This is a genomic window from Halobium salinum (genome assembly GCF_026586625.1).
GTDB lineage: Archaea > Halobacteriota > Halobacteria > Halobacteriales > Haloferacaceae > Halobium > Halobium salinum.
Genome location: NZ_JAODIW010000007.1, coordinates 27,689 through 42,305 on the forward strand (window position 1 = coordinate 27,689; position 14,617 = coordinate 42,305).

A 14,617-nucleotide genomic window follows, 5' to 3' on the forward strand; every position below is an offset into this window, starting at 1 on the left:
TCAAATCCATCCTTTGAGTGACTTTCAACAACGTGCCCTTCCGTGCGCTGCAGAACGGTACCGTCGTCGTGCCGGCAATGATCCCGGATCAGGAGGCCGTCGAGTGTCCAGAATGCCGGGACGTAATGTATCCACGCGACGGCGACGGACGTGCTCGCCACTTCTACCATCCCAGTACAGACGCTCAGACATCCTGCTCGATCGCAGCGACCGGTGAATCAGACACCCATGCTCGGTGTGTCGCCCTCGCAGTCGCAGCTCTTACCGAACAGTTCGGCCACCAGGCCGCACAGTGTGCGCCGGAGGTGACACTCGACGTCTCCGACAGCGGGAGTGAACACAGTACTCGACGGGCCGACGCACTCTTAGAGTTCACAACGCCGAACGCCTTCTTTGGCAACGGCGTCATCATCGAAGTTCAACACAGAAACCACGAGAAGGATATCCGAACGACGACCCACGACTACCTGAGCGCAGGGTACTCCGTCGCGTGGCTCTCCTCCCAAGACTTCGGTACGGACCAGCTCGACTATTCGGTCGTTAACGACGCCTTCGCTTCGAAGGACGCCCCCGGGTACAGCGTTCGCGACTACTCGGTGAGGCGGTTCATCGAGTGTGAGAGCTACCAGTATTCCGGCGAACACAGCTGGGGAACTGTCCCTGGATACGTCCTCACCTGCGAGGAAGACTACGAAATCTGTACCAGCCGTCCCTGCACCCTTCGCCGTCAATACGATGAAGACGCCAGCGAGTACGTGTACAATCCGGATTCGATTACGACCCCCGACCTGCCATTACGCGTGCTCCAGAATACGCTGGTCGTCGAGTACCCCTCCGATTTCGAGGAGCAACTTACCCAGCGCTACCATGATGCAGTACTGGAGAAGGCACTTGCTGATCGGCCTGAAATCGATCGGTGCAGCGGTCCGAAAGGATTCCACGAGTGGGAATCAGCGGAGGCGGTTTGGACGAACTTCGATGATCAACCGAAGATCGAGCTTCGGGAATGCCAGTACTGCCCGGTTCGTCTCCTCACAAACCTTCGAGGCTATGCAGACGAGCGGACGGACATCTTCTTCGGTGGACCGCCGGATCCAGACCTGAATCTCGTGACCCTGGAAGAGAAACCAGAACGCTGCCAACACAGAAGCCACAAGGAAGGCGCGTGGTTCGAGTACTGCCCTGATTGCGGTGAGACGAACCCGTGATTGATTCTACCTACAATTCCAAAGGGAGATTCATACTCTTCATCTCAGTACTAGTATCTTACAACTTCTCCCATCTCGAGAGCGCCTCAGATCGAGCCTTGAGTAGAGGACCTCTGCACTGATGTAGGAGGAATACCCGTGTTTCAAGCCTATAGCGGCGGATTGAGGGCGTATGATACTCTTCTAGAGCCATGCAAGCGTTTATACGCTGGAAGAGTCAAGATTAGGTTGACCAATGAGTCTTGACCAGGCGGTTGACGAAGCGCTCGCGACGTACAATATGTCGCGCAGCGAAGAGGCCGAGGAAACGGGCCGAACAGTCGCCACGCTCCAAGACTAACAGACCCACTTAGTCGAGGTTCCGGATCTTTTCAGCGAACTCTGTTTTCGATAGCCCCGGCGTTTCCTTCAGCTCCGGATAGCCTGCGCGTTCGACAGCCTCCTCGACGAACTCGGTCCAGAGGTCTTCGTGCTGCTCCGCATAGACGATTTTCGCCCCACTCGGGTACATATCCAGCTCGTATGCGGTCAAGTCGATTTCGACCGCGTGTTTCCGCTCAAGCGTTCTCGCGCCGAAGCGGTACAAGTGCTTGAAGAGGACGTTCTTCCGCCGAACGGTCAACAACCGCTTCGATTCGTTGATGTACTCGTTCACCCACTTCCGCCAGTCGTACGATTCTGAATCGACTTCGACGGACGTTTCCGGCATCGAGAAATCCGGATTCAGGCGCCGGAGGTAGAACTGGACCAGTGCGACAGCGGTCCGGTGATTGGCGTTCGGAAGTGCGTGTTTCAGAATCAGGTTTGAGGCGAGTCGACCTGCAACGGTTGTTGCCGATCCCTCCCACGACGTCCGATTAAGCACATCCGGCAGCGCGTCGACATCGATATTCTTGTACGCCTCGACGGGAACTCCTTCCTCTTCTTCATTCTGAGCGATGAGGGCGCGGTAGATCTCGAGCAGACGAACGACGATGGTGCTGTTGTCCTCGCTCATCTTCGCGAGTGACTCATTCAGATTGAAAGCGATCTCGCGAACGGGGCCACCGCCAACGCGGGACGTGTAGACGACGTAGAACGCTTCATCAATATCGTAGGACTGGACCTTTACGGCAACGTCGTCGTCGTAGCCGACGATCTGCGAGACGACTTCAGCAGGGTCCGGATGCACGAAGTCAAGAGAAAACTGCTTGTCACCGGGATGATGGTAGTAGACGTGGCCCATCTGGTATATTGTACTCCTTCATCAGTACTTATTAACCCAGTCTGTTGAGCCGACTTAGTCTAAGTAAAGGTTATAACATTCCGGTCAGGTGATGTGAGTATTCAGATGACTCAGAAAACAATCGGACAAAACACCGGCCAATCCGGTCGGGTGAACTTGTCCGGCCCCGAACTCGACATGTTCGATGCTGACGTCGGAGACCCCATCAAGGTCGACATCGCTGAGTCCAAAGACATCGCTCACGCGATTATCGACAACAGCACACACGGTGAGTTCGTAATCGTGTCTAAACCCACAACCGAGGAAGATTCCAATGAGTAGCAGCGAGTATCCTGACCTCTTCGAAGCTTGTACTCCACGAGACGACGTCCTCGATGGAACGCTCCAGGAGGATCAGTTCGCCGCAAGTCTAGCGACAGTTGTCCACTCGGTCGATGACGCCGCGCCGGTGTATCGGGATGCAACGAAGTTCTTCGACATGACGTATCCCACTGATGGGCTGCGAACACTGTTGACCAACCTATCCGGGCGATTCCTTGCAGGTGGTGGATATGACGATAGAGGTTATTCAAGCAGTATCCTCTGTTTGGACACCCGCTTCGGTGGCGGGAAGACGCACGATCTTATCGCTTCCTACCACCTAGCGACGAGCCCAACCGATATTGAAGACCTCAACCGTCACCTCGTGGATAATGCGAGTGACGTAGGCGACGCATATCTCGATGCTGTTCAGGATGGTCTGTCGGTCGACACTGCAGTGTTCGTCGGCGGGCACGTCGACGCCCGGAACGCTCGAAGTGACCGAACCGATCCGGACGCCCCGAACACCCGTACGATGTGGGGCGAAATCGCCTACCAGCTATACGGCCTCGAAGGGTACGAGTACCTCAAGGAGTACGACCAGGAGCGCAACGCCCCCGGCGGGAACACACTCAAAGGTCTCTTCGACCTCGGCGATGATCCTGCGCTCATCCTCGTCGACGAGATCGCGGCCTATCTCGAGACTGCGTCTGCCGTCGAAGTCGGAACTGCCACGCTTGCCAGCCAGACACTCAGTTTTATCCTCTCTCTTCTCGAGACTGCGTCTGAACTCGACAACGTCACAGTCGTCTACAGTATCGCAGACACCGCATTCGAAGAGGAAGCAGAGGAAGTCCGGACGCTCATCGACGAACTCAATCAGATTGGTCGTCGGCAACACAAGACGGTCACTCCGACGTCCGAAAACGAGGTCGGGCAGGTTCTTCAGCACCGTCTCTTCGAGGATATCGACCACGAGCAGGCAGCAGCGGTCTCAGAGTCGTATTTCCAGCTGTACGCTGATAGCGACCGGCAGTTCCCCCAGGAGGCGACCGACGCGAGCTTCGTCGATCGGTTGGAGCGAGAGTATCCCTTCCATCCGACGATTATCGACACGCTCACAGAGAAGATTGACACGATCCCCAAGTTCCAGCGAACCCGTGGCGCACTGAAGCTTCTCGCTCGTGCCGTCTACTACCTCTGGAATCACCAACCCACTCACTACGACCGACACTGGATTCGCCTCTACGACCTCACGCCGGCAGACAATGCACCTGATGGGAGTATCGATTCGACTCTCCGCGAGACGCTCTTCGAGTTCGTGGATCTCAGTGCGGCTGTCTCGGCCGACATCTACAGTGAGGATGACACCGCCCACGCGCAACTCGAAGACCGCAAGTGGACCGAGAAGGGCATTCCGCCACTGGCCAGCCACCTTACGACCACTGTCCTATGGCACAGCCTCGCCTACGGGGAGCAGGCTACCGGGCTCACGCGGGCAGAGATGAACGCCGCCCTCGGACACCCAGAGGTCCGCTTCGACAACTACGACTCGGCCTTGGAAGCCCTCGCAGGTGGGGACATGAACGTCGCGTGCTACTACCTCTACGACGAGGAGCGTGTCCGGTTCAAGTCCGACCCGAATCTTATCCGGATCATCGACCAGCGTGTGGACAACACGCCCGACGCACAGGCACGCAACCGATTCGAATCGCGGTTGGAGAATTCCGAGATCGGGACGGGTGGCTTCAAAACAGTCGTCTTCCCCGAGTCGCCAGCGGATCTCCCGGACAAAGTGTCCAAGCCTCAGCTCGCAGTGATGCACATGGACACCGCCCCCGTCTCCGACGGCGGGAGTGAGGTTCCTGAGAAGATTCAGACGCTGTACCAGAAGTCTGCCTCAAAGCACGGCGGTGAGACCCAGAGCCGAGTTTACAAGAACTACGTGCTCTTCCTCGCCCCTGACAAAGAACGCATCCAGAGTGCGATCGACGAGGCACGTCAACTCGAGGCAATCGAGGCTCTACTGGACGATTCACAGCAGACGGCTGACCTCTCAAACGAACAGATCGAGGAGCTTCGTGAACGCCGCGACCAGACCCACGGGCTTCTGGGCGAACTCGTCCGCGGCGTCTACCGACACCTGTACTACGTCGACCGTGACGGACTGACCCATCTGACAATCAATGCCACCGAAGCGAACGGTGGGACGACGCTCGTCAACGCCGTCGAAGAGACACTCGAGGACCGTCTGATTCGTGCAGACGCCGGCCCGAAGGGTGCTGCGTTCTTCAAACAGAAGCTCTGGCAGCAGACGCAGGATAGCATGACCACCGAGCAGTTGGTCACGCAGTTCGCGAAGAAGCCGGGGCTCCCGTACCTCCTCAACACGAAGCCACTACGGAAAACGGTGGCCAAGATGGTCGACGACGCTGGCTACACCTACTGGGACAGCACGTCCGGTGAACAGGGACTCGCCTACTGGGACGGCGACGAGGACGACCGTCCGGAGAACTGGCGAAAGGCGAACCCGCTCTCTGACTCTCCGGATGTCCAAACAAGTATCCGGGACTCGGACGTGAAGGTCGGCGACGAGTACGTCGTCTACACCGACATCAACGCCCTTCTCGACGTCCACCACGACGCTATCCGTCCACCGGAGACAGACAAAATTCTGTGTGCTAAGGACGGCTGTGACGTCGAGGTCGACCAGGAAGGAGACTTCTGCTCGGAACACGAGCCCGATATCGAACATGAGTGCGCTAACTGCGGGAAGACCGTCGCGAGTCAAGCTGAGCTGAACCCGCGTGGACTCTGCGCCGAGTGTGCCCAGCCGAATGACTGGGAGCGTTCGACGAGCTTGATGGCCGCCTCACGAGCATTCAACGAGGTACGAACCCACGCACTCGGGAAGGCGGCATCGGGTGGCGACCCCGGCATCGACCGCGTCACGATCGAGATCGGTGGTGAGGACCAGCTGTCGAAGGGGTCGTTCATCGCTCAACGCCAAGCGTTCAAGGATCGGGCCGAAAACGTCTCTGTACGGATGCGGTACGAGACAGAATCGTCCGGTGGTGCGACGTACCAGGCGCAGTTCACTGGTGGCATCGACGAGTTCTCACGGGTGACGAATCAGCCGGACCCGTTCGGAGGCGCGTCGCGGGTCGAGCTCAAGTTCCGTGTGGATATGGACGACCCGGAGCCGATTACGGACGCCGAAGACGACGTGCTCGCAGAGCTCCAGGACGAGCTCGGCTCGACGAACATCGACGTGAAGGTTCAAGGCCGAGGACCGGTCGAACTCCCCGCAGAGCTTCAACCATGACATCGCACCCAACACCCAACGTCGACTCGGCGACGCCACCTGCAGCCGAGAGTGACACCCTCTCAGACGGCCGCTTCGGAAGCAGCGTGTACGGGGGCCGACCGACGTTCGCACTCGCCCGTCGTGACGACGTCGACGGCGCCTCACTGACGCTGTACGAGCTACTCCCCGAAGACCAAGCCGAAGCCCGTCGCGATCGTCTTCAGCGTGGAAACCCGAACCGTCGGCTGGTAACCGAACCGTTCGATACGGTGTTTGCAGAGTCAGCTGACCCCGACGTCGACCGATGGGAATGGGACGACTGGACGGCTGTGAAGGTCACTCGCCTATCTGGGAGTCGCCTTCGAGCCACACTTCCACTGTTACGTGAGACGCTCCGTGGAGCCGACCTCGACGAGTCGGTTATCACGACCACCGGCGACGCCGAAGTCTTCCTCCCTGAGACCGTCGGCGTCCGACTTGCTCTAGGTTTCCTCGGTGTGAAGCCAATCCACCGCGTCGACCGGATGCGGGCGTTCTCTCGTGGCATCGCACGAATGAGTGACGAAGAGTGCTACTACTGGCACGCAAAGTGTCGATCTCCGTCCTCACCGAACGGCGAGAAAGCACTGCGAACGCTACTGACTGACCACATTAACTGATATGACAAAAAAATCCAAATCTGAGAAAACGATGAAATCACTCGCAATTGAGGGTAAACTTCCACTGAAGGCAGTTGGGATTGAGAACCTGAAGGAGGACAATCCCAAGCATATGCCACCTAATCGATATTTATTCCCGTGGTATGCTAGACGGCCGACTCCTGCTGCACGTCTCGCTGTCTTGGCATCAGTTCTGCCAGAAGGTGTCAGCAGTGATGATATACTCAGTTTGATGCAAATCAAGCCAAACTTTGAGCCAGGCATTCCATTAGAAGATTATGTGGTAAACAAGAAAGCGACAGAAGGAAACCGATCCGGTACGCTTGGTGACCACTACGGATATCCACGTCCTTTCGAATCCAGTCCGACTAAGAATCAACAAAGTGATCTTCACTCTCAACTCCGTGAATTTTGGGATGGCTCTCTCCCGACAGTACTTGATCCAACAGCTGGTTCAGGAGTAATCCCGCTTGAATCTCTAAGATACGGTCTGCCAACGAAGGCAAACGAACTCAATCCCGTTCCTTCTGTAATGCTGAAGGTAGTCCTCGATTATCCATTATCCGCTGGTCACCTTCGTCAAGAAGTAGAAAAATGGGGGTCGGAAATCGACAAAACCGCTTCAAAGAACTTAGTAGAATATTTCCCAGGAAAGAACAGTCGGCAGACGCCCTCACACTACGTTTCGACCTATACTATTCGTTGTCCTAACTGTGCTTGTGATTTACCCCTAACGTCGAAGCTGTGGCTCCTCAAACGTTCTTCATCAAAGGGTATCGCTGCAAGACCGAAATACGTGAATGGAGAACTTACGTTTGAAAGAGTAGAACTCCCTAACGACGTCAAAAAAGATGAATTCAACCCCCAAGATGGTCCGCGGTCTCGAGGTGGGAATACGGAATGCCCTAACTGTGGTGTAGTAACGGAAAGTAGTGAAATCAAAAAACGGGTAAAGAATGGCGACTACGAGTACGCAATCCTCGGTGTAAAGTACACGAAATCTGGAGGCGGTTCGGGATACCGCGTAGCAACTCAAGCGGATTACGACGGATATCAAAAAGCGGTTGATAGAGTCGAATCTGACTACAATTTGTTCTCGTTATTAACGCAGAGTATCCCTGAAAACGGACAGAAAACGTCTGAACCTGCTGGTTACGGTTTCTCCGAGTGGAGGGATGCGTTCACTCCACGTCAATTGGTTGCCCATTATGAGTATTGGCAGGCGTTTGAGAAAGCAAAGGATAGGATTCAACAGGAGTACTCTCCGAAAAAAGCTGAAGCAATTATCACAATATTAGCCCTTGCCGGCGGGAAAATGGTCGATCGGAACTCTCGGTTTTCACCATACAATATCCATCGTGGATACCCCATGCACCTTACTGGTGCAAAAAACCTCAGTCCGCAATGGCAGTTCACGGATAATAATCCTTCTTCGGGTGATCAACAGTATACCGACATTTTGGATAGAATACTTGGGTCTTACGAGAAAATTGTCGGATATCTAGAAAACTCTGAATCGGAGCCTGCTGAAGTACTGAATGGAGACGCAGCAAGTCTGGACCTGAAATCTAATTCAGTTGAATCCGTGATTGTTGACCCACCATACTATTCAAGTATCATGTATGCGGAGCTGTCTGATATATTCTATGTGTGGCTAAGACAATATCTTGATGATGTATTCTCTGATCTATTTGTTGAAGAAGTGACAAACAAAGACCAGGAAGCTGTCGCTAATCCATCTAAGTTTAGTGAACTCGCAGGTAGCACCTCGAAAAAGGATCTTGCCCGATCTGATTATGAGGAGAAAATGAGTGATATCTTCTCTGAGATATATCGAGTGGTGAAGCCAGGTGGAGTGATGACCGTTATGTTCACGCACAAAGAGACAGACGCATGGGATACGCTCACACAGTCTCTAATCAACTCTGGATTCACTATAACGGCTACTCACCCAATTACTAGCGAACGCCCCAACCGTACAGACACTCAGGGAAGCGGTTCAGCCGATAGCACTCTATTACTTACTGGACGCAAGGCTGTTACAGAAGACGATGATGACTCTTCGATTCCGACGCTGTGGAGTGATGTCAAACAAGATACGAGGGATGCTGCAAAAGAGGCTGCACGGAATCTAATCGATTCCGAGTTCAACTTAACAAAGACTGATATCATTATCAGTGCTTTCGGACCCACATTGAGAGTCTTCGCTGAGGCACACCCTGTGGTTGATGACCAGGATGAACCGGTTCCTCCACGCCGTGCATTGGAGGAAGCACGAGAAGCGGTCACAAGAGTGCTTGCTGAAGAATATTTGGAGGCAGAGGGAATAGATGACTTGGATAGTGTGACTGAATGGTATATTCTATGTTGGCTAGTTTACGAAAGACAAACGTTCTCCTACGATGAAGGACGCCAGCTTGGTCTGGGTGTTGGTGTTGATATTGATGACATTAAACGCAATACGAAAATATGGCAAAAAAGTAGCGGAGACATCAATCTCCGAGGACACGCTGATCGTGTCCAAAATATTAACGAGAAGCCAGAAAACCGTTCGAGTCGAACACCGGTCAATCCAGACGACCTCTCGTTCAGTCTCGCTATAGACAAAGTTCACGCGGCGATGCACGTCTACGATGTGCAGGGCGAGAGTGCTTGCTGTGATTGGCTCCGTGAACGGAATTTCGACTCCGACTCGACGTTCAAGGCGACACTGAAGGCAATCCTTCAGGTACTCCCTCACGACTACGAAGACTGGGAAATCGCCCGCGACCTAGCTGTTGGGCGAACAAAGAAAGTGTTGGATCTCGACTTCAGCCCAAACGTCTTCGCGGATAACGGCGATGAGAAAAAGCAGAGTAACTTGAGTAATTTCTGAGCGGATGCGACCGTTCGGCGATCTCAGTGCTGCTCGTCTCGCCGCCCGAGAGTATGATTACTTCGAGTCCGAAGTCGACACGGTCCACCTAAAAACCGCACTTCCTCAGGATGGCTGGCACGCTGTGATTGTCGAGCTTTGTCTCGAGCGATTCAGATATTGCTATTCCCTGTATCAGTCCTCGCGGTCGATTTTCCAAACTGACCTCCAGAGGCGTAACTCGTCGGACGGATACACCTTCGGGCCACTCCCTGTACGGATCAGCTGGGGAGTCGGGGAGATGGCTTCCTTGATTAACAGCTCTGAGTATCGGTTGAACCAGTTCGAACAGGAACTCAACCTCTGCCGACAACAAGCTTCGTTTGGGACCGCCGACCCGTACGAGCAACTCGCACGACGGTGGCTTCGTCACTCTCGGGACTTGCGTCGCCGAACCGAATACTCACTGCAGGCGGCGATGTGGGTACAATGGACTGTTGAAAGTCTGTGGCAGGCTGGTCAGATTGCTGGACACCTATTGGACGAAGACTCACATCATCTCTCATCATACGGCCCAGAGGCGTTCAGTTATCTAGCTCACCCACCGCTGTTCGTTGCAGTAATGGCAGCAGCATCGATGGTCGAAGAGGTTGGCGCGTTCACTGTCAAGGAGTTAGATACGGGTATCGACCCTGATATGGACGAGACTCGGCTGGAGGAGGTTCTCGGCTGGCTCTCAGACTGTGACCTTATTCCCGACGGGACTGACGCCGACGTGTTGGATAATGACCTCAGGTCTGCCCGCAACGAGTTGGCTCACTCGATGATGGCTCGGAGTACAACGGTGACGCTCCAGACATTCGAAGACTATGTTGCTGTTGTCTGGGAAGCTATTTCGCTCACAAACCACCTTGCTGAGCAACTACTCGAAAACGTATTCGTCGATTTGAATACGCTACCTCTGACCCCTCGTTGACAGGAGTCGATATTTTGGCTCCTGTTGCCAAGTGGAAGCTCCGAACTGTACTCCACTGGCAGGCACACGTTTATAAATAGAGTCCCGCATTACTCGAACATAAGTCATCTCGATGTCGCTTCCCTCATACACCTGGAAGTCTATCTACGAAAGCAAGCCACAGGCAGACGGTGCGTACCTCGTCGACGAGTTCTACGTCCCAGCGCTCACACGGTCTATCCGATACGACCGAATTGCGGGCTACTTCTCTAGCAGCGCGCTCGCGGTTGCCTCCAGAGGGATTGACGCACTCCTCGAGAACGACGGCGAAATGCGATTGGTTGTGGGAACGGAACTCTACACGACTGACCGTCCCGTTTTCGAGGCACTCACCGACGAACTCACTGAATCTCTGGACGAACTGGACGACGAACAACTGAACGCCCAGCTCCAACTTCTCGCTCGGCTCCTCCGTGAGGATCGGCTTCACATCAAAGTCGCTGTCCCTCGTCAGGGTTCGTGGCGCATCTTCCACCCGAAGATGGGTGTCTTCCACGACGAAGACGGGAACGCGCTCTCTTTCGAAGGGAGCGTCAACGAGACCGTCGGTGGGTGGAAGAACAACTACGAGCGGTTCAAGGTCCATCGTTCGTGGGTCGACCAACAGTCGACGTACGTCGACGGCGACGTCGACACGTTCGAGCGCCTCTGGAAAGACGAACACCCCTACGTCGAGGTCTACAACCTCCCAGAGGCCATCAAGGAAGAACTCATCGACTGGAAAGACCCGGACTCGCAGACGAAGCTGGAGGAGGCAATCCAGATCGCCCGAGGCGAAGCACCTCCGACCGACCGCGACAAAGCCAACATCATCGCCGACGGACCACTCTCTCCCGGCGGTCTCGCGCTCGCAGAGAAAGGGAGTACGATCACGCCGTGGCCGCACCAGCGGGTCGTCTCCGACACGCTCGTCAACACCTATCCGAACAGCTTCTTGCTGTGCGACGAAGTCGGCCTCGGAAAGACAATCGAGGCCGGCTTGACACTCTCACGTCTTGGACTCACCGACGAACTCGAAACCGGCCTCCTGCTGGTTCCAGCAAGTCTTACGGTCCAGTGGCAAGAGGAGATGTGGGAGAAGTTCAATCTGAATACGTATCGATACGAACGTGGGAGTGACTACGAATACGCCTTCATCGACGCCTTCGGCCGCGAACACACTCCTCCTACAGCTTCAGAGCTCGATGTCGATAGTGACGAACACGAACAGGCATGGGTCGAGAGCCCTATCTGGCGGTTCCTCCACGAGCAACTAGCGAACACCGTCGCCAGCGCTCCCTCGATCATCATCATGTCCTGGCACACGGCACGGCTGAAGGACCGATGGGATCAGGTGGCACCAGAGGACGGTGGCCACGTCCGGACGCGGGAGGACGTCCCAGCGAGCTGTCGTGGCCGACAACCAGTTAACCGAGAGGGGGTGTGGGATGCCGTCATCGTCGACGAGGCACACAACGGCCGCGAGGGAAGCAATTTCTACTCGATGCTCGAACGGCTTCGTGGTCACACACAGACCTACTACCTGCTCACGGCGACGCCGATGCAGCTGCACGCTGGCGAACTGTACGACTTGATGGCTCTGCTTGACCTCCCTAGCGGATGGGGCAATCAGGAAAATTTCGTGGAGTTCTTCGAGACACGACGTGCACTCACGAAGGCACTCGACGAGGTTTTCGGAGGGGGCGAATCGTCTGGAGACACCGACTCGTGGTCCGCACAAGCAACCCTCACCGAGGGGAGATACCAGGACCGTATCTCTGGGTCTCGAAGTCTCTCAGATCGGGTTTTCGACTCTGTTGGTGCAGAACTCGACGTGAGAGATGAACAGCATGCACGCTCCATCGCGAAGCAGCGTGTCCTGCGTGCCTGTGACCTCGCTAGCGATTACGGCGAACACTACGACGGGTACGTCGACCTGTTCGAATCCTCGATGGAAGAGTACGACGTCGATCCGTTCGACGCCAAGGAGGACGAGAAGCTGAAGTATCTCCTCTATCCCGAATGGAAGGCCGACGAAGAGTGGTTGACCTACTCACGAAACGAACGACTTGCCGCGCTTGACGAGCTATCAGAGCCCGGCTGGCAAGTTGTTCAGGACGTTCTCTCTGAATCGACGCCCGTCGATGCGCTCATCCATCGAAACACTCGTGACACCCTTCGAAAGTACGAACGGGTCGGCCTCCTTGACGCGACGGTTCCCGACCGTGATCCAGAACAGCACAAGATTGAGCTCACTGAGGAGACCCGACGTGTGTACGACCGCATCGACGACTACACGAGGAAGTTCTACAAACTCGCCCAGCAGTCAGACGAGGCCGAATCCCGTGCTATCGGGTTCGTGATGACCACGTATCGGCAACGTCTCACCAGCAGCGTGTACGCGATTTCACAGAGTCTCCAAAATCGGCTCCGAAAGCTTCGGGGACAGCGTACCGTGCTGAAAGGTAAGCAACGGGCAAAGGACGGTTCTGATGCGAGTACCCAGCAAGTCGTCATGGAGACACTTGCTGAGTATGATCTCGATGATTCTGAAGCGCTCGATGAGTTAGAAGGTAATCTCGAAGATGCGGACCTCGCGGAGATCATTCCTAACGTGACTGATGAAGGGCTTCACTTGCTGGAACAGGAGATTGACGAGTTAGAGTCGTTCGTGGATGAACTCGCAGCGATTGACCAAGACCCGAAGATCGGGCAGTTAATCGAGGATCTCAACGAGTTAGACCGCGAGGGGCACAATCGAGCGATTGTGTTCACCCAGTACGCAGACACGATGGACTTCATCCGCCAGAGTCTCGTCTCTATACACGGTGAAACGGTCGCAACCTATTCCGGCCGCGGTGGCGAGGTGTACGACGGCGAGTCTGGAGAGTGGATACAGGTCGGTAAGGAGCGTGTGAAGCGTGAATTCTCATCTGACGAAGGTCACGTCGACATTCTGGTCTGTACCGACTCTGCGAGTGAAGGGCTCAACCTGCAGGAGTGCGGCGCACTGATCAACTACGACCTCCCGTGGAATCCGATGCGCGTTGAGCAGAGGATCGGCAGAATCGACCGTATCGGACAGCGGTTCGATGAAGTCGCCATCCTCAACTACAGCTACGAGGATACCGTCGAGACAGACATTTACGACCGACTTGACGACCGAATCGGCTTGTTCGAGAACGTTGTCGGCGAGATGCAGCCCATCCTCTCTGGAGTGAGCCGCCAGATTCGAGATGCGGCCCTCAAAACCGACCGTGAGGAGAGCAGACGGGTCGTCGAAGAGGCTGACCGAGAATTCTCCAAACAAATCGAAGAACAAGAACAAGGTGACAGGGTCGATGTCGGTGAATCGCTAGACTCCACCGACTCGTTGGTCGCACAGGACGTTATTGATGAGGCAAAGCTCGATGCGTGGCAGTCCTACAAGCATCCTGATATCGTCGACGTTGGAGATTCTGAGTACGAGTATCCGGCCCCATTCGAGGTTGAGAGCCTGCAGGCGTTCTTCGTTGGCAATGAGACGCTGGTCGACTTAGGTGTCGAATTCACGCAAATCGGCGACCTGGAGCTTGATGTAGACCACCTCGACTCTGTCGACGAGTTCGCCTTTGAAGCGAGCACGTATCGACTCACTACTGACGGAGCATCGATTGAGCTTCCGCAGTCCGATGGAGAGCAGACGCTTGCTCAAGCGATTGCACCAGCCGACGACATGGTCGCAGTGACGTTCTCCGCAGAATGTACAGACGAATTTCCATCTGTGCACCATCTAGCGCCTGGGAACCCCCTGTTGAGCCAGCTCGCCACCGCTATTCGTGAGGAAAACGAAGACCCCCAGCGCTTGGTTCGTCACGCAGAGTCGCGAGATAACCTTCCTACCAGGCCAATTATCTGTGGATGGGGACGTGATGGCGTACTTAGTCGACTTCTTACCGATGGAGCGATCGCCGAGGATATCGACATCAATGTGCTTCCTACCTGGTTAGATGGCTTCGAACGAAACCGCGACCAATCATCCACAAGTTCGCTCTGAGTAAGCGAAATCTCCGACCTGGAGAGAGCAGGTG

At 55.2% G+C, this 14,617-nt stretch carries 8 protein-coding genes; 7 read left to right on the forward strand and 1 reads right to left on the reverse strand.

The features are described 5' to 3' along the window. Positions 1–32: 32 nt before the first annotated feature. On the forward strand, positions 33–1,208 hold the full coding sequence (locus N5095_RS11685) for a competence protein CoiA family protein (RefSeq protein ID WP_267623058.1): 1,176 nt from the start codon (positions 33–35) through the stop codon (positions 1,206–1,208). Between the two features lie 349 nt (positions 1,209–1,557). On the opposite strand, the gene N5095_RS11690 is transcribed toward N5095_RS11685, so the two are convergent. Continuing rightward, positions 1,558–2,433: a DUF8172 family protein gene (locus N5095_RS11690; RefSeq protein WP_267623059.1), complete on the reverse strand. Its 876-nt coding sequence runs from the start codon at positions 2,431–2,433 to the stop codon at positions 1,558–1,560. 105 nt (positions 2,434–2,538) lie between these two features. Here N5095_RS11690 and N5095_RS11695 point away from each other — a divergent pair, with 105 nt between their 5' ends. From N5095_RS11695 to N5095_RS11720, 6 genes are all read left to right on the forward strand, one after another. Continuing rightward, the gene (locus N5095_RS11695) at positions 2,539–2,754 is read left to right on the forward strand and encodes a hypothetical protein (RefSeq protein ID WP_267623060.1); all 216 of its coding nucleotides are present in this window, start codon (positions 2,539–2,541) and stop codon (positions 2,752–2,754) included. Continuing rightward, complete coding sequence (locus N5095_RS11700) at positions 2,747–6,058, forward strand: ATP-binding protein (RefSeq protein WP_267623061.1); 3,312 nt, start codon at positions 2,747–2,749, stop codon at positions 6,056–6,058. Before N5095_RS11695 ends, N5095_RS11700 begins: the two co-directional genes overlap by 8 nt. Beyond that, positions 6,055–6,699, forward strand: a complete 645-nt coding sequence (locus N5095_RS11705; protein ID WP_267623062.1) for a DUF7680 family protein — start codon at positions 6,055–6,057, stop codon at positions 6,697–6,699. Before N5095_RS11700 ends, N5095_RS11705 begins: the two co-directional genes overlap by 4 nt. Before the next feature lie 31 nt (positions 6,700–6,730). Further along, entirely contained in the window at positions 6,731–9,574 is a 2,844-nt protein-coding gene (locus tag N5095_RS11710) for a DUF1156 domain-containing protein (protein WP_267623063.1), read from the forward strand. 601 nt (positions 9,575–10,175) lie between these two features. Next, the gene (locus N5095_RS11715; RefSeq protein ID WP_267623064.1) at positions 10,176–10,529 is read left to right on the forward strand and encodes a hypothetical protein; all 354 of its coding nucleotides are present in this window, start codon (positions 10,176–10,178) and stop codon (positions 10,527–10,529) included. A gap of 112 nt (positions 10,530–10,641) precedes the next feature. Continuing rightward, complete coding sequence (locus N5095_RS11720) at positions 10,642–14,583, forward strand: helicase-related protein (RefSeq protein ID WP_267623065.1); 3,942 nt, start codon at positions 10,642–10,644, stop codon at positions 14,581–14,583. Positions 14,584–14,617 lie beyond the last annotated feature (34 nt).